General features: G+C 67.4%; 19 protein-coding genes. 10 read left to right on the top strand and 9 right to left on the bottom strand.

Translation table 11 applies throughout. The features are described 5' to 3' along the window. Window positions 1-351 precede the first annotated feature (351 nt). Window positions 352-1,932: an outer membrane porin GjpA gene (gene gjpA, locus BR47_RS0119700; RefSeq protein ID WP_029120539.1), complete on the top strand. Its 1,581-nt coding sequence runs from the start codon at window positions 352-354 to the stop codon at window positions 1,930-1,932. A 99-nt stretch (window positions 1,933-2,031) separates the two neighbouring features. After that, window positions 2,032-3,606, top strand: a complete 1,575-nt coding sequence (gjpA, locus tag BR47_RS33225; RefSeq protein ID WP_029120538.1) for an outer membrane porin GjpA — start codon at window positions 2,032-2,034, stop codon at window positions 3,604-3,606. 69 nt (window positions 3,607-3,675) lie between these two features. On the opposite strand, the gene BR47_RS0119690 is transcribed toward gjpA (BR47_RS33225), so the two are convergent. Both BR47_RS0119690 and BR47_RS0119685 read right to left on the bottom strand, forming a co-directional pair. Next, a complete protein-coding gene (locus tag BR47_RS0119690; protein ID WP_029120537.1) occupies window positions 3,676-4,548 on the bottom strand; it encodes an N-acetylglutamate synthase, CG3035 family in 873 nt (290 codons plus the stop codon). Then, entirely contained in the window at window positions 4,548-5,141 is a 594-nt protein-coding gene (locus BR47_RS0119685; protein ID WP_029120536.1) for a peptide deformylase, read from the bottom strand. Before BR47_RS0119685 ends, BR47_RS0119690 begins: the two co-directional genes overlap by 1 nt. A 161-nt stretch (window positions 5,142-5,302) precedes the next feature. Between BR47_RS0119685 and napA the strand changes: the two genes are divergently transcribed. From napA to BR47_RS33220, 7 genes are all read left to right on the top strand, one after another. Beyond that, window positions 5,303-5,611, top strand: a complete 309-nt coding sequence (gene napA, locus BR47_RS0119680; protein ID WP_029105136.1) for a nucleoid-associated protein NapA — start codon at window positions 5,303-5,305, stop codon at window positions 5,609-5,611. A gap of 41 nt (window positions 5,612-5,652) precedes the next feature. Continuing rightward, complete coding sequence (locus BR47_RS0119675) at window positions 5,653-6,120, top strand: LytR C-terminal domain-containing protein (protein WP_020101095.1); 468 nt, start codon at window positions 5,653-5,655, stop codon at window positions 6,118-6,120. Between the two features lie 10 nt (window positions 6,121-6,130). Next, window positions 6,131-6,850: a superoxide dismutase[Cu-Zn] gene (gene sodC, locus BR47_RS0119670; protein WP_029105137.1), complete on the top strand. Its 720-nt coding sequence runs from the start codon at window positions 6,131-6,133 to the stop codon at window positions 6,848-6,850. Then, the gene (locus tag BR47_RS0119665) at window positions 6,831-7,979 is read left to right on the top strand and encodes a glutamate--cysteine ligase (protein ID WP_051634892.1); all 1,149 of its coding nucleotides are present in this window, start codon (window positions 6,831-6,833) and stop codon (window positions 7,977-7,979) included. Before sodC ends, BR47_RS0119665 begins: the two co-directional genes overlap by 20 nt. Before the next feature lie 2 nt (window positions 7,980-7,981). Continuing rightward, window positions 7,982-8,617 carry an LON peptidase substrate-binding domain-containing protein gene (locus BR47_RS0119660; protein WP_029120534.1) on the top strand — a complete coding sequence of 212 codons (636 nt, stop codon included), beginning with the start codon at window positions 7,982-7,984 and terminating at the stop codon, window positions 8,615-8,617. Window positions 8,618-8,698: 81 nt separating this feature from the next. Beyond that, window positions 8,699-10,027 carry a DUF4878 domain-containing protein gene (locus BR47_RS30935; RefSeq protein ID WP_081831348.1) on the top strand — a complete coding sequence of 443 codons (1,329 nt, stop codon included), beginning with the start codon at window positions 8,699-8,701 and terminating at the stop codon, window positions 10,025-10,027. Between the two features lie 254 nt (window positions 10,028-10,281). Further along, window positions 10,282-11,808 (top strand): outer membrane protein assembly factor BamB family protein, encoded by a 1,527-nt coding sequence (locus BR47_RS33220; protein WP_177127408.1) that lies wholly within the window; start codon window positions 10,282-10,284, stop codon window positions 11,806-11,808. Between the two features lie 5 nt (window positions 11,809-11,813). Here BR47_RS33220 and BR47_RS30925 read toward each other — a convergent pair whose 3' ends face one another. The 7 genes from BR47_RS30925 to BR47_RS0119610 are packed head-to-tail and all read right to left on the bottom strand — an operon-like array spanning window position 11,814 to window position 18,742. Continuing rightward, entirely contained in the window at window positions 11,814-12,725 is a 912-nt protein-coding gene (locus BR47_RS30925) for a class I SAM-dependent methyltransferase (protein ID WP_036427593.1), read from the bottom strand. Next, the gene (gene mnhG, locus BR47_RS0119635) at window positions 12,712-13,047 is read right to left on the bottom strand and encodes a monovalent cation/H(+) antiporter subunit G (RefSeq protein WP_020101101.1); all 336 of its coding nucleotides are present in this window, start codon (window positions 13,045-13,047) and stop codon (window positions 12,712-12,714) included. The genes BR47_RS30925 and mnhG overlap by 14 nt, the downstream gene beginning before the upstream one ends. Beyond that, entirely contained in the window at window positions 13,044-13,325 is a 282-nt protein-coding gene (locus tag BR47_RS0119630) for a monovalent cation/H+ antiporter complex subunit F (protein ID WP_029120533.1), read from the bottom strand. The genes mnhG and BR47_RS0119630 overlap by 4 nt, the downstream gene beginning before the upstream one ends. Next, on the bottom strand, window positions 13,322-13,852 hold the full coding sequence (locus BR47_RS0119625) for a Na+/H+ antiporter subunit E (RefSeq protein ID WP_029105139.1): 531 nt from the start codon (window positions 13,850-13,852) through the stop codon (window positions 13,322-13,324). The genes BR47_RS0119630 and BR47_RS0119625 overlap by 4 nt, the downstream gene beginning before the upstream one ends. Continuing rightward, entirely contained in the window at window positions 13,849-15,441 is a 1,593-nt protein-coding gene (locus BR47_RS0119620) for a Na+/H+ antiporter subunit D (protein ID WP_020101104.1), read from the bottom strand. Before BR47_RS0119620 ends, BR47_RS0119625 begins: the two co-directional genes overlap by 4 nt. Continuing rightward, window positions 15,438-15,911, bottom strand: a complete 474-nt coding sequence (locus BR47_RS0119615) for a Na(+)/H(+) antiporter subunit C (RefSeq protein WP_020101105.1) — start codon at window positions 15,909-15,911, stop codon at window positions 15,438-15,440. Before BR47_RS0119615 ends, BR47_RS0119620 begins: the two co-directional genes overlap by 4 nt. Continuing rightward, window positions 15,908-18,742: a Na+/H+ antiporter subunit A gene (locus tag BR47_RS0119610; protein ID WP_029120532.1), complete on the bottom strand. Its 2,835-nt coding sequence runs from the start codon at window positions 18,740-18,742 to the stop codon at window positions 15,908-15,910. Before BR47_RS0119610 ends, BR47_RS0119615 begins: the two co-directional genes overlap by 4 nt. Before the next feature lie 192 nt (window positions 18,743-18,934). Between BR47_RS0119610 and BR47_RS0119605 the strand changes: the two genes are divergently transcribed. Beyond that, window positions 18,935-19,948, top strand: coding sequence for a VWA domain-containing protein (locus BR47_RS0119605; RefSeq protein ID WP_036420481.1), 1,014 nt, complete (start codon window positions 18,935-18,937; stop codon window positions 19,946-19,948). Window positions 19,949-19,986: the final 38 nt, after the last annotated feature.

Here is a 19,986-nt window from a genome sequence, read left to right as displayed (position 1 = left end):
GTGAGATTCCCGTCACGATCAACACCCGATGTGGTCCCGGTCACGACGTCGAAAATGCGTCTGAGCATTACTAATCGGAATATATCCGGCTGGCCCGCCCGTTGATCTCGGGTCGCGTCAAGGGCTCTGTCGGTGGCGTAAATGGGTTTGCCGACTGGCCATTTGCCCGGAAGGTTAGCGGGGCTATGAACAGCGCTTTACCGGCTAATACGCAAACAGGTTTGGAGTGGCCTGTGGGTCACATGTCGTCGCTACCGATTCGTTACGACTTCGTCAAAAACTCTGGATTAACTCGGTTACTCGTCGGTAAATTACTCGCCGGTAAGCAAGCCGACCCCGAGGAGTCACTTCATGAATGTTGCGGTTCGTCGCCATACCAAGGCGGGTATCTGCGCAGCGACCACGGCGGCCATCGTGGCCGGCCCACTGTTGCCGTCGGTGCCTGCCGCCGCCAAGCTGCCGACGCTTCCGTCGGTGAGCACAGCCGCGGTTCAGCTGACCGCGGCGTACAACCCGCTGCAGCCGTGGCTCGACGCGTTCAACACCGCGTCGGAGAACGCGCAGCGAATCGGCGCGGTCGTCTCCGAAGCGCCGGCGGTGTTGCTGCAGCAGTTCCTGGCGAACCAGATCAGCCATGTCGGGGCCATCCTGCAGAACCCCGGCAACATCGGCGCGGTGATCCAGGACGTCGGGCAGAACGTGAAGTCGGCGATCACCGCCGCCACGCTGCTGGGGACCAAGCCGGAGGACTGGACCATCGCCGGTTCGAACGACGTCTGGCACGGCCTGGTCGCGCAGATGCTCCCGAACATGCTTCCGACGGCCGGCAACCCGCAGGCGTCCGCGATCGTCACGCAGGTGGTCAACGTGCTGGCGTCACCGCTCAGTGGCGTGCTGATGGGTTTGGTAGGCCCTGGCATCAGCCCGGTGGTGGCGCTGGTCAACAGCATCACCAAGATCGCGACCTCGCTCGCCGCGGGTAATGCGATGGCCGCGGCGCAAGCTGCCATCAACATCCCGGCCGCCATGGTCAACGGCTTCCTCAACGGTGCCAATCTCAACCTGGATGTGCTGGCGCCGCTGATCACCAAGACCATGCCGGCCGGCAACGAGCTGCAGAAACTCAACATCCAGTTCGGTGGGCTGTTCACCGCCGGTGTGACGGGCATGGACATGACCGGCATCGGTGGCTCGATCCTGAACTCCCTGGGCCTGACGGCCGAAACGGTGCTCGCCCCGGGATTTCCGTTGGAGATCACCGGCCAGGGCATCGGGCCGATCGGTGCGCTCGTCAACCTCAGCCACCTGCTGGCCAAGGCCATCGGCTGGAGCGGCACCGGCAATCCGTTGGCCCCCAAGACCGCCGCCGATCCGGCTGCGGCAATCCAGGTTTCGGTTACCAAGGCAGCCACGGACAACTCGATCACCTCCATCCCGCAGACGTCGGTGGCGGTGACGCAGGTTAAGGCCACCGCGGCACAGGCCCCGGAGACGGCCGAGAAGCCGGCTACGCCGGCCAAATCGGAGACGTCTGCGACCCCGGCTACGCCCGCTACTCCGGCTACTCCGGCGACGCCCGCCACCCCGGCCACGTCGGAGACGCCGGCGACCCCGGCAACTCCGGCCACGCCCGCCACTCCGGCGACCCCGGCCACCCCGGCGAACCCCGACAACCAGAAGTCGGATGACCACAAGACGGACTCGACCAAGTCGGAGACGACCAAGTCGGACACCAAGTCGGAGACGAAGTCGGAGGCGACGAAGTCCGAGACCACGAAGTCCGAATCGAAGAAGCCGAGCAAGCAGAAGTCGGAGAAGCCGAAGCCCGTGAAGAAGCCGGCACCGGCGAAATCCACTGCCGGCCAAGGTGGTTCGGCGCACGGTGCCGACGGCGGGGCCGCCTCGCACGCCTCGGGCGCGTCGAGCCAGTAGATCAACGATCGGTGGGCCTCCCTGCTCGGGGGAGGCCCGCCGAGCGCTTCGTCCTGCCCACATCAATCCCAATCAACTCGGAAAGAGGGAGTCGTTCTCATGGAGTCAGCAGTCCGTCGCCATACCAAGGCGGGTATCTGCGCAGCGACCACGGCGGCCATCGTGGCCGGCCCATTGCTGGTGCAGGCACCTGCCTCGATCAACCTTCCGGCGCTGCCGTCGGTCAGCACCGCCGCGGTGCAGTTGACCGCGGCATACAACCCGCTGCAGCCGTGGCAGGACGCGTTCAAGACCGCCGCGGCGAATGCGGGACGCCTCGGTGACGCCATCTCCGAGGCCCCGGCGGTACTGCTGCAGCAGTTCCTGGTCAACCAGATCAACCACGTCGGCGAGGTGCTGAAGAACCCCGGCAACATCGGCACGGTTTTGGGCCAGATCGGGCACAACGTGCAGTCGGCGATCACCGCCGCGACGTTGCTTGGCACCGACCCCGGCAACAACTCGCAGTCCGTCGACTCGAACGATGGTTTCCACTTCATCCTGCTTCAGGTGATTCCGAAGCTGCTTCCGACGGCCTCGAACGCCGTGGCCAACCGGGTCGTGCAGGAAGTGTTCAACTTTCTGGCGTCGCCGCTGAGCGGGGTCCTGATCGGCCTGGCAGGACCGGCGATCAGCCCGGCGGTGGCACTGGCGAACAGTCTCACCAGCATCGGCGCATCCCTGTCGCAAGGCGACGCGGCGAAAGCGCTGCAGACCGCGATCAACATCCCGGCTGCCATGGTCAACGGCGTCCTCAACGGCGCCAACCTCAACCTGGACCTCGTGGCCAAGCTGATCAACAAGACCATTCCCCTGAGTGACAATGCCGTCGTCAAGGCGCTCAACATCCAGTTCGGTGGACTGTTCACCGCCGGATCGACTGGCTGGGACCAGAAGGGCCTGGGTGGCTCGATCCTGAACTCGCTCGGGCAGACCGTCTACGCCGACATCATCGGGACGGACCTGCAGATCGACGGTCTGGGCATCGGGCCCATCGGCGCCATGGTGTCGCTCGGCCGCATCCTCGCCAAGGCAATCGGCTGGAGTGGCACCGGTAATCCGTTGGCCCCCAAGGCTGCCGCTGACCCGGCTGCTGCGACGCAGGTATCGGTGACCAAGGCCGCCACGGACAACTCGATCACCTCGATCCCGCAGCCCGCGCTGGCCGTGACACCGGTGAAGACGACCGTCTCCGAGGCATCGGAGACGCCCGCGAAGCCCGCCACCCCAGCCAAGTCGGAGACGACGCCCGCTACTCCGGCCACGCCCGTCACCCCGGCGACGCCCGCTACTCCGGCCACGCCCGTCACCCCGGCGACGCCCGCAACGCCGGCCACCGCCGAGACGCCGGCCACCCCGGCTACTCCGGCGACACCCGCCACTCCGGCGACACCCGCGACCCCGACGAAGGCTGACAACCAGAAGTCGGACGATGCCAAGCCGGATACGACCAAGCCGGACACCACCAAGTCCGACTCCACCAAGTCCGACTCGACCAAGTCCGAGACGAAGAAGCCCGAGAAGAAGCCGACCAAGCCGAAGGCCGAGAAGCCGAAGCCTGTGAAGAAGCCGGCCCCGGCGAAATCCACTGCAGGCCAGGGTGGTTCGGCCCACAGTGGGGCTGACGCAGCCTAGCCGGTACCTGCCGAGGCCACGGTTTCCCGGGCGCCGACGATGTCGCGCGAGAAACCGTGGTCTTCGGCGTTACAGGAGCACGTACCGCGACCGGTGATGCAACCGGAAACCGATCGATTCGGCCAGCGCGATCGCGGGGGCGTTGTCGTCGGGAACCCGTGTGTAGGCGTGCGTCGCACCGCGGCCGGCGGCCCAGGTCATCAGCTCGGCGCAGACGGCGCGGCCCAGTCCGCGCCGGCGTTCCGACTCGAGCACGGCGATGTCCGACAACCCGGCCCACACCCTGCCGTCGGGTGCCGTGGTCACGGCGACGCGCCCGACCGCCGCGTCGGCCACCGTGGCGAACGCCACGTCGCCGTCGACGACGGCAGTGATGACCTCGACAGGCACGTCCTGCGCGTGAATCTGCCGCCACCGGGCATCGGGGCGCGCGGGTAGTTCGGCAGCCGCGCCGTCCGGCAATGCAACGGTCAGAACGCGATTGGGCTCGATGCCCTCGGAACGGACCGGCAGCAGCCGCTCCGGCAGCGCCACCCACGGTTGCAGGCCGCGCGCGGCGTACCAGTCGGCGATCACCGGCAGGGCCGTCAGGTCCGACGAAAAGAGCAGCGGCACAGCCGAGTTGGTTCGTATATCGGTGCCGCCGGCGCGCAGCAGCCAGCCGTCGACCCAGTGCTGCTCGGTACCCGGCCAGGCCAGTGCGGCGGCATGTTCGACCGTACGTATCTCTGAATTGCGCACCGGGGCGTGCGACAGCTCGCGCACCGACATCACCGCGGCGGGGCTGATCTCGACGCGCTCACCCGATTTGGTGCGCACCACGACGAGCGGGGTGAGCGCCTCGAGATGGCCGACGACGTCGGTGAAGGCCTCAGGCCCGGGGCCGACCTCCGGCTCGGCCAACCGGTAGCGCAGCGAGACGCGGCTACCGACCGAGGGCATCAGTGCCCGAACGGGTCGTCGACCTCGCCCGGCACCCAGCTCAGCCCCGGCACGCCCCACTTGTTCGACTTGATCATCCGCTTGGCGGCCCGCGCGTTGCGGCCGATCAGGCAGTCGAGGTACAGGAAGCCGTCGAGGTGGCCGGTCTCGTGCTGCAGCATGCGGGCGAACAGGCCGGTGCCTTCGAGCTCGACCGGGTTACCGTCGGCGTCCAGGCCGGTGACCTTCGCCCACGTGGCGCGGCCGGTCGGGAACGACTCACCGGGAACCGACAGGCAGCCCTCGTCGTCGTAGTCCGGGTCGGGCATGGTCTCGGGGATTTCCGACGTCTCGAGGACCGGGTTGATCACCACGCCGCGACGCCGCGCGGTCTGGCCGCGGTCGTCGGCGCAGTCGTAGACGAACAACCGCAGCCCGACGCCGATCTGGTTTGCAGCCAGGCCCACGCCGTTGGCCTTGTCCATCGTTTCGTACATGTCGTCGATCAGCTCGGCGAGATCGGAAGGAAGCGACCCGTCGGCGCCGACGGCCACCGGAGTGGTCGCGGTGTGCAGGACAGGGTCACCGACGATGCAGATTGGACGGACAGCCATGACGAGCAATCTTAGTGACCCGACTCGCGGGTAACGATCACGGCTCAATACCGTCGGTCATGGTTGAATGTTCGCCGAACCACTTGCTGCGTCCCAGATCCGTTGTGACGCACGAAACAGGCTGGCATATACCGAGATCAGAGAAAGGGTCCAGGGGCGAAATGGACGGCGCTATGGCGCGTACTGAGCGATCCGGGGACGACTCTGAGCTCGCCGACGGGTTGACCCGCCGCGAACACGACATTCTTGGTTTCGAACGTCAGTGGTGGAAATTCGCGGGTTCCAAAGAGGACGCCATCAAGGAACTGTTCTCGATGTCGGCAACCCGGTACTACCAGGTGCTCAACGCACTGGTCGACCGGCCAGAGGCGCTGGCCGCGGACCCGATGCTGGTCAAGCGACTGCGCCGGCAGCGGGCCAGCCGACAGAAGGCCAAGGCCGCGCGTCGTCTCGGTTTCGAAATCACCTAGCTTTTCTGCCCTGAGGGTCCGCCTCGATAAGGTGGGGAGCAATGAATCAGCGAGAGTCCTCCGGACTGCCCCTGCGCGCCATGGTCATGGTGCTGTTGTTCCTTGGTGTCGTGTTCCTGCTGGTGGCGTTCCAGTCGCTGAGTTCGGACAGCAGCTCCGACTCGAACTCGTCGAGCAGCTCCGCCAGCGCGACATCGGCCACGGCCACCACGACGTCGACGACGCCCGCGCCGGCCAAGGCCGACGTCAAGGTCTTCAACATCTCCGAGGTTGCCGGCGCTGCGAAGGGCGTCGCTGACAAGCTGCACGAGGCGCAGTGGAACGTCACCGAGACCGACAATCTCAGCGTGGACGCTCCGCCGCCCGCCACGACCGTGTATTTCGGTGACGCTGCAGGGGAGAAGGAGGCCGCCGAAGCGGTCGGCAAAATCCTCGACGCACCCGTCGAACCACGCATCCCGGCGCTCAATGACAAGGGACCAGGCGTGATCGTTCTGGTGACCGGTTAGGCTCTCCGGCATGCCGATCTCAGCCCCGATTCGCTTCCTTGCCGCCGCTGCGGTCATCGCTCCTGTCGTCGCTGCATGTGCCCCTCCCGGACAGGTCCCCTCGTCCGTGCCCGGCACCACCCCCGCGGTATGGACCGGCGTCGAGCACGCCCCGCAGGGCCATGGTGAAAAGGCCGGCGAGAAGGCGGCCCCGCAGGCCGCCCCGATCGGCGAGAAGCTGGTCACCGAGCTGAAGACCCCCGAGGGCACCACGGTCGCGACCGCCGAGTTCCTGTTCAACGGTGGCTTCGCCACGCTGACGGTCAAGACCACCTCCGGCGGCGTGCTGACCCCCGGATTCCACGGCCTGCACATCCACTCGGCCGGCAAGTGTGAGCCGAACTCGGTCGCGCCTGCCGGTGGCGCCCCCGGCGACTTCCTGTCCGCCGGTGGACACTTCCAGGCTCCGGGCCACACCGGCTACCCGATGAGTGGCGACCTCGCCTCCCTGCAGGTCAAGGCCGACGGCACCGGCTCGCTGGTGACCACCACCGACGCCTTCACCGCCGAGCAGCTGCTCGCCGGCAACAAGACCGCGCTGATCATCCACGAGAAGGCCGACAACTTCGGCAACATCCCGGCTGACCGGTACCAGCAGATCCAGGGCGCCGCTCCGGGTGCGGACGAGGCTTCGATGAACACCGGTGACTCCGGCAAGCGCGTGGCGTGCGGTGTCATCGCTGCCGGGTAGCGCGGACAGCCACACCCCACCGCGAATCGATTTCGCCGGGTCGCCTCGGCCGACTCTCGGCGTCGAATGGGAGTTCGCCCTCGTCGATGCCCGCACGCGTGACCTCAGCAACGAGGCCGCCGCGGTCATCGCCGAGATCGGCGAGACGCCGCATGTGCACAAGGAATTGCTGCGCAACACCGTCGAGGTCGTCACCGGCGTGTGCGACACCGTCGGCGAGGCCATGGACGATCTGCGGTCCACGCTGGGCCCGGTACGCCGGATCGTGCGCGACCGCGGCATGGAGCTGTTCTGTGCCGGCACTCACCCGTTCGCGGAGTGGGAGAGCCAGCAGCTCACCGAAGGCCAGCGCTACGCCGAGCTGATCAAACGGACCCAGTGGTGGGGCCGGCAGATGCTGATCTGGGGCGTGCACGTGCACGTCGGGATCTCGTCGGCGCACAAGGTGATGCCGATCATCACGTCGCTGCTCAACCAGTACCCGCATCTGCTGGCGCTGTCGGCGTCGTCGCCGTACTGGGACGGTGAGGACACCGGCTACGCCAGCAACCGCGCCATGATGTTCCAGCAGTTGCCGACCGCGGGTCTGCCGTTCCACTTCCAGAAGTGGTCGCACTTCGAGCGCTTCGTCTACGACCAGCGCAAGACCGGCATCATCGACCATATGAACGAAATCCGTTGGGATATCCGGCCGTCGCCGCATCTCGGCACGATCGAGGTCCGGATTTTCGACGGCGTGTCCAACATCGCCGAACTCGGTGCGCTGGTTGCGCTGACGCACTGCCTGATCGTCGACCTGGACCGCCGGCTGGACGCCGGTGAGCAGCTGCCGACCATGCCGCCCTGGCATGTGCAGGAAAACAAGTGGCGCGCAGCGCGTTACGGCCTGGACGCCGAGATCATCCTGGATGCCGACAGCAACGAGCGGTTGGTCACCGAAGATCTCGACGACCTGCTGAACCGGCTGGAACCCGTTGCGGCATCGCTGAATTGCGCCGACCAGCTGGCCCGGGTCGCCGATATCTACACCCTCGGCGGCTCCTATCAGCGGCAGCGCCGGGTCGCCGAGGAAACCGACGGGGACCTGCTGCAGGTCGTCGACGCGCTGGTCTCGGAGCTGGAGTTGTAGCCGTGTCCATCACGCCGATGTTCCCGCTGGAATCCGCGCTACTGCCCGGCGACGAACTGCCGCTGCGCATCTTCGAGCCGCGGTACGGCGAACTGGTGCAGGACTGCATGGCCGCCGCGGAGCAGGTGTTCGGCGTGGTGCTGATCTCGGCCGGCCGCGAGGTCGGCGGCGGCGACGCCCGGTGCTCGGTCGGCGCGCTCGCCCGCATCGACCGGTGCCAGCCACAGGGCGTCGGCCGGTACATGCTGAGCTGCAGCGTGACCGACCGCATCCGAATCGTGCAGTGGCACAACGACGATCCGTATCCGCGGGCCGAAATCGAGCGGTGGCCCGACGAGCCGGGGCCCATGGTCACGGAGGCGTCCATCGTGGCGGTCGAGGACCGGATCATCGCAGTGTTCGAACGCATCGCGTCGGCTCAGGGCGCGCGCCTGCGGGACCGGGACGCGATCCTGGCGCGAACCGTCAAACCCGATGTGGGACAACGGCTGTACGCGCTGGCCGCTTTACTTCCGATCGGCCAGGCCGACAAGTATTCGGTGCTGGCTGCGCCGAATGCCGCGGCCCGGCTGGACGCGCTCGAGGAAGCGGTCGAGAGTCTCACGGCGATGGTGGAATTCCAGCTGTCCGAGGACTAGTACGGGCAGTTCCGTGCAGGCAGGGTGGTGCGGCACCGCTTATCCTGGACACAGCATGTTGTGCTACGGGGAGGGTTCACGATGACGGGTTGGCAGGGGAGCGGTTACAACGGTCCCAACCCAGGTGGGGGCGCGGGCAGGTCGTCCGACGAAGAAGAGACGGCGATTCACGAGACCACCCCACCGGCCGCGCCCGGATGGCCCCCGCAGACGCCGCCGCCGTTGAGCCAGCCGCCCGCAGGCCAGGCGCAGACACCAGCATGGGGCCAGCCGGCCGCGCCGCAGACCGGCGGCTGGGGCCAGGCGCCGAGCGCACCAACCGGGGCGTCGCAGGGGTGGGGGACCCCGCCGGCGGCACCAGGTGCCGGCCAGGGGTGGCCGGGAGCGCCGGCCGGTGGATACGGCGCGCAGCCGTTCGTCACCCCGCCGAAGAAGAACAAGGTGCCGCTGATCATCGCCGCCGTCGTCGTGGTGCTCGTCGTGCTGGGTGGTGGCATCTACTACGTCTACGACTCATTCGGCTCGGGCGACAGCGGTGGCTCGAGTTCCGCCAGCGAGGTCGTCAAGGGCTACCTGGAAGCGCTGTCGAACGGCAACGCCGACATGGCGCTGTCCTTCAGTAACGACCAGCCGGCATCGAAGGAGTTCCTCTCGAGCGACGTGCTGAAGAAGCAGATCGCCGAATGGCCGATCAGCGATATCCGCATCCTGAACGAAGACAAGACCATGGAGTCGATCGGCCGCGGCGATGTCCACGTGGCAGCCAAGTTCGGCGACAAGAACTCCGATGCGACGATCCACGTCAAGAAGGAAGGCGGCAAGTGGCAGCTGGCCCATGCCGCCATCAAGGTCGATCTGTCGTCGTTGAGCAGCAGCGAAAATGCCGCGCGCAAGACGATGACGGTGTTCGGCAAGGAGATCAGCGAGGAATCGGCGATCTACGTGTTCCCCGGCTTCTTGGACCTCGGCAGCACCAGCCCGTACGTGTCGGTCACCAACAGCAAGCCGTTGCTGCTCGACGCCATCGAGGGATATTCGTCGAGCTCCTACCTGCAGCCGAAGTTCGCGCTCAACGAATCCGGCACCAAGACCATCGCCAAGCTCCTGGACGCGGCATACGGCAGCTGCTCGTCGTCGCGCTCACTGGTCCCACCGGCACCCTGCCCGGTGAAGATCAGCGACCGGGAACTGGTCGACGGCACCGTGACCTGGAGCCAGCCCGACATGAGCGCCGTCAAGATCGGCGATCTGGACGAATACCGCATGGAAGTACGGATTTCCGGCCAGGTGCACTACGAGGTCAGCGGCCAGGGCCGCCGCGGCGGGACCACGCGGGGCACGGTGACCTCGTACGTCACCGGCACCACCGCGGACGTCAGCGGCGAGCAGGTGAAGATCAAGTTCAACTGAGCTTGGTGGTGAACTGCGCCTGACAACGGGCGGAAGTTCAGATTGGTCAACGTCAGGGGAGGGACGGGGGCACCATGCTGAGACGCGTGCTGGTGGGCTTGTCGACAGTCTGCCTCGGTGTGGCCGTGGGCCTGTTGGTTTGGGCGGCGGGGCTATCGGTGTGGAGCTGGCTGGTGCCCAAATCCTCGGTCGGTTACCCGGCGTGGTCAGCAACTGACTGGGGAGGCTATCGGCCGCCGTCGCATTGGGCGACCATGTCGCCCAAAGACGTTGCCTTGTCGATATGCGTGGTTGCCGCGGTTCTTGTTGCCGCGCTGGTGCTCCTGCGGTTCAACTGGGCGTCGGGCTACTGGGGCTTGCTGGTGCCTTTGGCGGGTATCGCGTTGATGTACTTGCGGTCGACCGGTTCCGGGATGCAGGAGTTTTGCGAATGGATGCAAGATTTTCCCGTCACACCAAAGTTGCCTACCGCTGCCGCCAGTTGGTGGCTGGCGGCGGCCGGTGCCCTTGCCGCGGCTGTTGCCGCGCCCGCAGCCGTCCGATTGACGCGGAGCAACCGCTGGCTTGTTGGTATCGGTGTGGTGATAGCAGTGGCGGCTGCCGGCGTGACCACAACGTCGGCACTACGGGCAGGCGACGACAGTCGATTTGTCGACGCTACAACGGCGTTGTCGACGGCGGTCCCACCGAGTCCAGATCATCTGGGGCAAAAGGCTTTTACGATTCGCATAGCCGACTACATCCGAACGGAATCCGGTCGAAATTGGCGAATTGAGCGAGGCGGTGCTGGATTCATCGCACTAGGTGGTGGACGGGTAACCGCGTACGGGTCGGATGGTGCTGAACGTTGGCATTACCGCCGCAGCGGACCTGGCCACCTCGGAGTGGACGAAATGGCCGTTTTCGATCAAGCAAGCACCGTCGTACTACTCGGAGGTTCGCCGAGCACGTTGATCGGTTTGGATGCTATGACTGGCCGCGAACTGTGGTCGTCGACCGACCGTAGCTTGGTGCACGCCTTCGGCGGCTACGTTAACTACATACGCAGACGGCCGCCATATCTCTTGGCCAATTCCGACGTCAGTAAGTGGACGCGCTACGACACTCGCACCGGCAGGCCGATGTGGACGGTGCCGGCCCCGTCGACGGAGTGCCAGGGCTGGTACGGCGGACTGACGAGCCTGCCCGGATCGGTATATCGATGTGTGTCCGGCGACAAGGCTGATGTTCGTTTCGTCGATATCGACCCATCGACTGGTCAAATTCGTTGGAAGACAACGCTGTTATCGGAGCTGCCGTATTCGGGCCAGAATCGCAACGCCATCCGGCCAAGGATCGAGCAGGCGGGTCGCGATGGATACACGATGGGTGCTCAGCTTGAGTCCGGCGATGATGTAGGTGCTTTCGTGAATGCTGCCACTCGCCACGTTCTTGACTTTCACGGTCACGCCTCCGTGTATCGCACACGCGACGATTCGGCAGATTTCCTGTCGAGGGGGCCTGACCGGGCGAACGCCTCCACTTTGCGGGGCCCAGACGGTCAAGCGCGGTGCGCGCTACCGGAGCCGCCGCTGGCGGATATTTCGGAAGCACGAGCGGCGATTCTGGGTGCGGAGGTGGTGTTCGCCGAGAAACGGCTGGAAGTTTTCAGCCGCGAGAATTGCGCCCCCATCGCGGTTGTCCCGCAAGCTGATTACGTTGAGGATATCCTCGCGGCACCCGGTGCCGTGCTTGTTGTTCGTACCGATGACAGCGGCACGTACGTCGACGGGTACCGCTGACCGACTCAGACGAGCTTGGCGTCCACGAACTCGCTGCCGATGTCCGGCACCTCGCCGGCGACTTCCGGCTTGTACCGGGCAGTGACCTCCACGGAGGTCTCGACCCGGGTCTGCCAGCCGTGGCGGGCCAGCCACTCGGCGACGTCCTCGCGCGGCTCTGGGTAGAAGAGCTCGGAGACATCGGTCACCTGCTGACCGGCCTTGGCGGCTTCCTCCCGGATCGCATCCATCCGGGCTTTGCGGATGCGCTGGTTCTCCTCGCTGAAATAGTTGGCGCCGAAGCCCTCGACAGCGACACGGCTACCGGGCGCACTGAGTTCGTGGAGACGGTCGAACAGCAGATCCTGGGCCTCGGCGGGCAGGTAGGGCAGCAGCCCCTCGGCGAGCCAGGCCGTCGGCTGGGTGGGGTCGAAGTCATTCTGCCGCAAGGCTTCCGGCCAGTCCTGGCGGAGATCGACCGGGACCGCGACGTGCCGGGCGACCGGTTGAATGCCGTGGGCCGCCAGGGTTTCCTCCTTGAACGCCAACACTTTCGGCTGGTCGATCTCGAAAACCACGGTGCCGTCGGGCCAGGGCAGTCGCCAGGCCCGCGCGTCCAGTCCCGCGGCCAGGATCACCACCTGGCGGATGCCGTCGGCGCCGGCCGATGCGAAGAACTCGTCGAACCACTTGGTGCGGGCCGCGGCGTACGCCGACACCATGCGAATCCGCGTAGCCTGCGCGGGGCCGGGATCGGCGGCGGTGAACGGCGACGACCAGCCGCGCGCGACCGCCGCATCCACGAAGATCTGCGCGCACGGATCGTCGAACAACGGCTTGTCCGAACGGGATTCGGCGGCCCGAGCGGCGGCCACACCCAGCGCGGTGGCACCCACGCTCTCGGTGATGTCCCAGGAGTCGTCGTCAGTTCGCGCCATAGTCGTCCAATTCGTCGCGGATCAGCAGGTCGTCGCGGAAACTCTGCTCACGATAAGCCAGCTGGCCCACGCGGTTGGCCACCACCGGCGCGGTGATCAAGGTGAACAAACCGGCCAGGATCAGCATGCCGACGTCGGCCTGCCCGCGCAGCCGCAGCGCGGCGCCGATCAGCACCAGCAGCAGTCCGAGCACCTGGGGTTTGGAGGCCGAGTGCATCCGCGTCAAGGTGTCGGGGAAGCGGACGACACCGATGGCGGCGGTCAGCGCCAGTGCCGAACCGAAGAGCACCAAAGCACCTGCGACTGCATCGAAGATGTTCATCGTGGCGGCTCGGCTTCGGTATCGGTATCGCGGACGCGGAACCGGGCCACGCTGACCGAGCCGACGAAGGTGATCAGCGCCAGCGCCGTCAAGCTGTAGGTCGCCGTGGTGTCGAGGCTGTACGCCGCCCACGTGCCGATGCCGCACATGGTGACGGCGACGAACGTGTCCAGCGCGACCAGCCGGTCCAGGGTGCCGGGACCGGCCAGCAGCCGGAACACCGTGATGGCCGCGGCCGCGACCAGCATCACGGCGGCGATGATCCAGATGGTGTTCATGCGGGGTCCACTTCCACCGGCTGCCAATGGGATTCACGTTCGAACGAGGCGATCATCAGCCGCTCCACCTCCGCGATCTGGCGGTAGAACTGCTGCACCGCACGTTCGGACCCCACGTCGAGCACGTGGACGTAGATCATCCGGCGGGCCTGATCGATCTCCAGCACGATCGACCCGGGGATGAGGTTGATGACGTTGACCGCCATCGCGAGCACGAGATCCGACTTGAGGGCGAGCCGGGCCCGCAGCACCGCGGTCAGCGGCGGGGGACCGGGCCTGATCGCCAGCCACGCGACCTGTACCGAGGACAGCACCAGGTAGTAGGCGACCTTGAGCACCAGCCACGCCAGCGACAGCGGATGCAGCCGGCCCGCCACCGGCACCTGCGGCAACGGCAGCAGCACCGTGATCAGCAGGCCGACGGCGAGCCCGCCGAGGATGTTGGCGGCGGAGATGTTGCCCCACAACAGAATCCACACGGCCATCAGCCAGACCAGGATGCCCACGCGCGGTAACCACTGCCTCATGGCGTCAACACCACCGAGATGTACTGGCCACGGTCGGTGACCTGGTCGGCGGCGCGCTCCGCGAACCCGAAGATGGGCCCCGCGAACACCGTCAGGGCGAGCCCCACCGCGATGAGCACCGCGGTCGGCGCCAGCATGCTGACGGGCATCCGGCCGACGTCCGGCCGGTCGTCGACCGCCACGTTCGCCACCGGTTCCAACAGGCCGGCTGGGGCTGCCGTGGACAGCATGCCCTCCGGTGCGTCGGCGCGGGCGCGCCAGAACGCGAGCGTCCACACCCGCGCCATCACGTACAGCGTCAGCAGGCTGGTGACGACCGAACCGGCGACCAGTGCCCACGCGAGGACCGACGCGCTCGTCGCTCCCGCCTGCAGCAACGCGACCTTGCCGATGAACCCCGAGAACGGCGGAATGCCACCGAGATTCAGGGCCGGGATGATGAACACGAACGCCAGCAGCGGGCTGGCCGCCGCGAGTCCGCCGAGGCGCTGCAGCGTCGAGGCGCCGGCCTGCCGCTCGATCAGACCCACCACGAGGAAGAGCGTGGTCTGCACGACGATGTGGTGGGCCACGTAGTAGATGGCGCCGGCCATGCCGATCCGGTTGGACACCGCGATGCCGAACACCAGGTAGCCGATGTGGCTGACCAGGGTGAAGGACAGCAGCCGCTTGATGTCGCTCTGGGCCATGGCGCCGAAGATGCCGATCAACATGGTCAGCAGCGCCGCGACCATGAGCACGCCGTCCAGTGCGCCGCCCGGGAACAGCAGGGTGTGGGCCCGGATGATCGCGTACACACCGACTTTGGTGAGCAGGCCGGCGAACACGGCGGTGACCGGTGCCGGGGCGGTGGGGTAGGAGTCGGGCAGCCACGCCGACAGCGGGAACACCGCCGCCTTGATGCCGAACGCCACCAGCAGCACCGCGAACAGCGCCGCGCGGGTGCCCGGCGTGATGCCGTCGAGCCGGTTCGCCAGCTCGGCCAGGTTCAGGGTGCCGGTGGCCGCGTAGATCAGGGCGATGCCGATCAGGAAGATCACCGACGACACCATCGACACCATGACGTAGCCGATGCCGGCGCGGACCCGCTCCTCGCTGGCGCCGACGGTCAGCAGCACGAAGCTCGCGGCCAGCAGCACCTCGAAGCCGACGAACAGGTTGAACAGATCGCCCGCGAGGAACGCGATGCACACGCCCGCCGACAGCACCAGGTAGGTCGGCAGGAAGATCGACACCGGCTGTTCGTCACCGCCGTCCCGGATCCCCTGCCCGATGGCGTACCAGACGACCGCCAGCAGCACGATCGCGGACACCACCAGCATGAGGGCCGAAAGCCGGTCCACCACAAGGACGATGCCGAGCGGTCCCATCCCGGGCTCGGTCTGGCCCCAGCCGCCGACGTGGACGGCGACGGTACCGCTGTGGTCGACGACGTAGACCAGAGCCGCGCAGACCGCCGTCATCGCGGCGAGCGCCACGAGCGCGATGATCTGCTGCAGCCGCGGCCGGCGACCCGCGAACAACGTCGCGGCGGCACCGAGGATCGGGATCAGGGCGGGCAGCGGCGCCAGCACCGCACCCGTCGTCACGCCTGCTCCACCGGGTCGGCGGGCAGCGCGTCGAGTTCGGCTGGGGCGTCGGCGTCGGTGACGACGGCCGGCTCGCTCCGGTCCTCCTCGACCGCCGGGGCGTCGGTGGACGACAGCTGCACCAGGCGGCTGTCCTCGGGGTCGTTGCCCACCTCTTCGACCGTGGTCAGGCGGTAGGCCCGGTAGATCAGCGCCAGGACGAACGCGGCGACACCCATCGTGATGACGATGGAGGTCAGGACCATGCCCTGCGCCAGCGGATCGGCGATCCCCGTCTGGCCGTGGCTGGTGCGGCCGCGCACCGGCGGATTACCGGAGTCGCCACCCATCACCAGGATCAGCAGGTTCACCGCGTTGCCGATCAGCAACAGGCCCAACAGCATTCGGGTCAGGTTGCGCTCCAGCAGCAGGTACACCCCGGTGCCGGTGAGACCGCCGATGAGCACGAGCGGTACGAGATAGGTCGTCATCGGGCGGCCGCCTCACGTGGTGCGTACAACTCTTCGTCGACTTTCGCGCCGAGACTGCGCAGGATGTCCAGCACCAGGCCCACGACGATGAGGTACACGCCGAGGTCGAAGAACAGCGCCGTCACCACCTTCACCGAACCCAGCAGGGGCAGCGTGAATTTCACCACCGCGCTGGACAGCACGGGCGCACCCAGCAGCAGCGAGGCCGTCGCCGTCCCGGCGGACAGGGTCAGGCCGGCGCCCAGAATCTTCCCGGCGTCCAGCGGCAGCGTCTCGCCCAGTTCGTAACGGCCGCCGGCCAGGTACCGCAGCACCAGCGCCAGACCGGCCGTCAGCCCGCCGGCGAAACCGCCGCCGGGCGTGTTGTGTCCGGCGAAGAAGAAGTACACCGACAGCACCATGATGAGCGGGAAGATCATGCGGGTCGCGACTTCGAGCACCAGGGACCGGTGCCGAGGATCGCGTAGGTCGCTGCCCCGTAGCCACGTGATGTCGGGTGTCGGCCGGAAATCCTTGGGCACGCGCGGCGCCGATCCGAAACGCCTGTGCCGGAACACCATTGACGCCACACCCGTCGCGGCGACCAGCAGCACCGAGATTTCGCCGAGGGTGTCCCAGGCCCGGATGTCCACGAGCAGCACGTTGACGGTGTTGGCGCCGTGTCCGCGGTAGTACGCCGCGTCGGGCAGCAGCTCAGCCAGCGGCCGGGTGTGCCGGGCTGCCATGGCGTAGACCGCCAGCGCCGTCACCGATGTCCCGACCGCGGTGGCCAGCAGGGCGCGGGGGAGCCGGTGCCGCTTCATGTGGATGGCGTCGGATTCGGCGGGCAGGGTACGCAGCACCAGCAGGAAGACCACCAAAGTCAGTGTCTCGACCAGGAATTGGGTCAACGCCAGGTCCGGAGCCCCGTAGAAGATGTAGAGCGTGCCGCAGCCGTAACCGGTGACACCGACGACCAGCACGGCCGCCAATCGGTTCCGCATCACCGTCGCGCTGATCGCCGCAGCCAGCACGATGAGGCCGACGACCACCTGCAGCGGCGAGTTCCACAACTTCAGATCGGGCTGGTCCCGCGGGCCCAGCAGCAGCACCGCGATGGGCAGCAGGGCGAGGGTGGACAGGATCATCGCCTGGGTCGTCGGGATCGAGCCGCGCTGGGTGAACGCCGTCAGCCGCACGGCGAAGCGGTCCGCGCCGCGGATGGCCGCGTCGTAAATCCGGTCGGCGTTGCCGAGCGGTAGATAGGGCACCCGGATTCGCTCGAGGCGGTGCCGCAGGACGAACGCCGCCGAGCCGGCCGCGACGATCACGGCCGACAGCAGCAGCGGCATGTTGACGCCGTGCCACAGCGCCAGGTGGTACCCAGTGCTGCCCGGCATGGTTGCGGTGTAGTCGGCGATGGCGTGGTCCAGTGCGTTCGGCAGCAGCCCGAACCCGAGGCCGGCGACGGCCAGGATGCCCGGCGCCACCAGGAAACCGACGCTGGGCCGGTGCATCTCGGCGACACGAACCGTCGGCTCGTCCTTGCCCTTGCGGGCGAACGCCCCGTACAGGAACCGCAGGCTGTAGATCATGGTGAACACCGACCCGAACGCCACGGTCGCCAGCACGAACGGAGCCGAAGCCCCCAACGTCGGGCTGTGCCACAGGGTTTCGAAATCGGCTTCCTTCGCGACGAAGCCCAGGAACGGCGGCAGCCCGGCCATACTGGCGGCCGCGGCGACTGCGATGCCCAGCAACACGGGGCTGCGGTGGCCGAGCCAGGCCAGCTTCCGGATATCGCGGGTGCCGGTGGCGTGATCGATGATCCCCACCACCATGAACAGCGCGGCCTTGAACATGGCGTGCGCGCACAGCATGGCGAGGCCAGCCAGCATCAGATCGCCACCGCCGGCCCCGACCATCACCGTGATCAACCCGAGCTGGCTGACCGTGCCGAAGGCCAGGATCAGCTTGAGGTCGTACTCGCGCACGGCGCGCCAACCGGCGAGCAGCAGCGTCGCCAGGCCCAGCGCGACGACCGTCGGCCGCCAGGGCTGGTGGTCGGCGAAACCGGGTGTCATGCGGGCGATGAGGTAGACGCCGGCCTTCACCATGGCCGCGGCGTGCAGATAGGCGCTGACGGGCGTCGGCGCCGCCATGGCGCCCGGCAGCCAGAAATGCATGGGCACGATGGCCGACTTGGACAGTGCGCCGATCAGCACCAGCACGACGGCGACGGACGAGGTGGTGCCCGTCGGCGCGTTGGCGACGAGGTCCGACAACCGGTAGGTGCCGGCGAGGGTGCCCAGCATGATGATGCCGGTCAGCATCGCCAGGCCGCCGAAGGTCGTGACCAGCAGGGCCTGGGTGGCGGCGCGCCGGCTGGCGGCGCGTTCGGCGTAGTGCCCGACGAGCAGGAACGACAGGACGGTCGTCAGCTCCCAGAACAGATACAGCAGCAGTGTGTTGTCGCTGCAGACCAGCCCGAACATGGCACCCGAGAACGCCACCAGCTCGGCGGCGAAGCTGGGCAGCCGCTTCTCGGTGTGCCCGTCGGCGTGGTGGAAGTACTCGGCGCAGTACAGGAGCACCAGCGTGCCGACCCCCAGCACCAGCACCGACATGATCGCCGCCAGGGAATCCAGCCGCAGCGTGATGTCCATGGACAGCTGCGGTACCCAGTCGATGTGCAGCGTCTGCTCGCCGGTCCCGGGCCAGTTCGACGCCAGCCAGATCAGTGAGCCCGCGGGCGCCAGTGCCAGCGGATAAAACGCCCGCCGTCCCCAGCGTCGTACCAACAGTGGAGCGAGCACGGTGGCGATCGCGTGTACGTACAGAACGGTGAGCATGGGCCTCCGGCAGGCGTCGGGGGGCGGTCCGTTGGGGGCGAGCGTAGCGACGGGAGAGGGTCCGGCCAGCTTACGGGGCGGCTGTGACTGCGGTGGTCCGACGGTTCTCGCAGGCCACAGCCCCGCCACCGGGTGCGCAATGCACCGACTCCTACACTTTTCACTTATGGTGACGAACGCGACGGGGCGCCGATGAGTCTTCCGGGAATCGGATCGGTGTCATTGTCGGGCTTCGCCCACCCCTGGTTGCTCCTGACCGCACTGCTGCCCATCGCGCTGGTGGCCGCGTATCTCGCGGCGCAGCGCAACCGCAGCGCCCGGCTCCGCAGCTATGCCGGCGACCAGCCGCGCACCGACGTCGTTCCGCTGCAGCCGACCCGCTGGCGGCACCTGCCGATGGTCTTCTCGGTGGCCGCGCTGCTGTCCCTGACCGTCGCGCTGGCCGCGCCCACCCACGAGATCAAGACCCCGCGCAACCGCGCGGTGATCATGCTGGTGATGGACGTCTCGCGGTCCATGGAGGCCGACGACGTCTCGCCGAGCCGGCTGGCCGCGGCGAAAGATGCCGCCAAGCAGTTCGCGAAGAAGCTGACGCCCGGGGTGAACCTGGGTCTGGTCACGTTCTCCGGCAACACCAACCTGCTGGTGTCGCCGACCCCCGACCACAACGCGACCATCACCGCGCTGGACCACCTCACCGTCGACGACGGCACCGCGACCGGCGACGGCATCTTCGCGGCCCTGCGCGCGATCTCGACCCTGGCGGACGTGCTCGGTGGCAGTGGCAACACCGACAAGCCGCCGAAACGCATCGTGTTGCTGTCCGACGGCGCGGAGAACCGGCCGGGCAACCCGGACAGCCCGCACGGCGCCTACACCGCGGCGCGGACCGCCAAGGAGTCGGACACCCCGATCTCGACCATCGCGTTCGGGACCAAGGGCGGCAAGATCAAGGTCGACAACCAGAGCGTCAACGTCCCGGTCAACGACACCACGATGAAGCGGGTCGCCGAGCTGTCCGGCGGGCAGATGTACACGGCCGCCAAGATCGAGGACCTGAACAAGAGCTACGACGCCATTCAGCAGCAGATCGGCTACGAGATCATCCGCGGACCCGGTGGGACCGCATGGTTGCGCCTCGGCGTGTTCGCCCTGACGTGTGCGGTGATCTCCGCGCTGGTGATCAACCGGCGGCTGCCGACGTAACCGCTCGCGCGTAGCGGGTCCGTCGGGTTGAATACGAC

Source organism: Mycobacterium sp. UNC410CL29Cvi84 (genome assembly GCF_000686745.1).
Taxonomy (GTDB): domain Bacteria; phylum Actinomycetota; class Actinomycetes; order Mycobacteriales; family Mycobacteriaceae; genus Mycobacterium; species Mycobacterium mucogenicum_B.
This window is presented reverse-complemented; position numbering and strand designations above follow the sequence as displayed.

Bases quoted from the DNA above. Each gene is read 5' to 3' on its own strand.
- gjpA (WP_029120539.1), top strand. From the start codon at position 352: ATGAATGTTGCGGTTCGTCGCCATACCAAGGCGGGTATCTGCGCAGCG.
- BR47_RS0119610 (WP_029120532.1), bottom strand. From the start codon at position 18,742: ATGCTCACCGTTCTGTACGTACACGCGATCGCCACCGTGCTCGCTCCA.
- sodC (WP_029105137.1), top strand. From the start codon at position 6,131: ATGCCGATCTCAGCCCCGATTCGCTTCCTTGCCGCCGCTGCGGTCATC.
- BR47_RS30935 (WP_081831348.1), top strand. From the start codon at position 8,699: ATGACGGGTTGGCAGGGGAGCGGTTACAACGGTCCCAACCCAGGTGGG.
- BR47_RS0119675 (WP_020101095.1), top strand. From the start codon at position 5,653: ATGAATCAGCGAGAGTCCTCCGGACTGCCCCTGCGCGCCATGGTCATG.
- BR47_RS0119630 (WP_029120533.1), bottom strand. From the start codon at position 13,325: ATGAACACCATCTGGATCATCGCCGCCGTGATGCTGGTCGCGGCCGCG.
- gjpA (WP_029120538.1), top strand. From the start codon at position 2,032: ATGGAGTCAGCAGTCCGTCGCCATACCAAGGCGGGTATCTGCGCAGCG.
- BR47_RS0119615 (WP_020101105.1), bottom strand. From the start codon at position 15,911: ATGACGACCTATCTCGTACCGCTCGTGCTCATCGGCGGTCTCACCGGC.
- BR47_RS0119605 (WP_036420481.1), top strand. From the start codon at position 18,935: ATGAGTCTTCCGGGAATCGGATCGGTGTCATTGTCGGGCTTCGCCCAC.
- napA (WP_029105136.1), top strand. From the start codon at position 5,303: ATGGACGGCGCTATGGCGCGTACTGAGCGATCCGGGGACGACTCTGAG.
- BR47_RS0119690 (WP_029120537.1), bottom strand. From the start codon at position 4,548: ATGCCCTCGGTCGGTAGCCGCGTCTCGCTGCGCTACCGGTTGGCCGAG.
- mnhG (WP_020101101.1), bottom strand. From the start codon at position 13,047: ATGAACATCTTCGATGCAGTCGCAGGTGCTTTGGTGCTCTTCGGTTCG.
- BR47_RS30925 (WP_036427593.1), bottom strand. From the start codon at position 12,725: ATGGCGCGAACTGACGACGACTCCTGGGACATCACCGAGAGCGTGGGT.
- BR47_RS0119625 (WP_029105139.1), bottom strand. From the start codon at position 13,852: ATGAGGCAGTGGTTACCGCGCGTGGGCATCCTGGTCTGGCTGATGGCC.
- BR47_RS33220 (WP_177127408.1), top strand. From the start codon at position 10,282: ATGTCGCCCAAAGACGTTGCCTTGTCGATATGCGTGGTTGCCGCGGTT.
- BR47_RS0119685 (WP_029120536.1), bottom strand. From the start codon at position 5,141: ATGGCTGTCCGTCCAATCTGCATCGTCGGTGACCCTGTCCTGCACACC.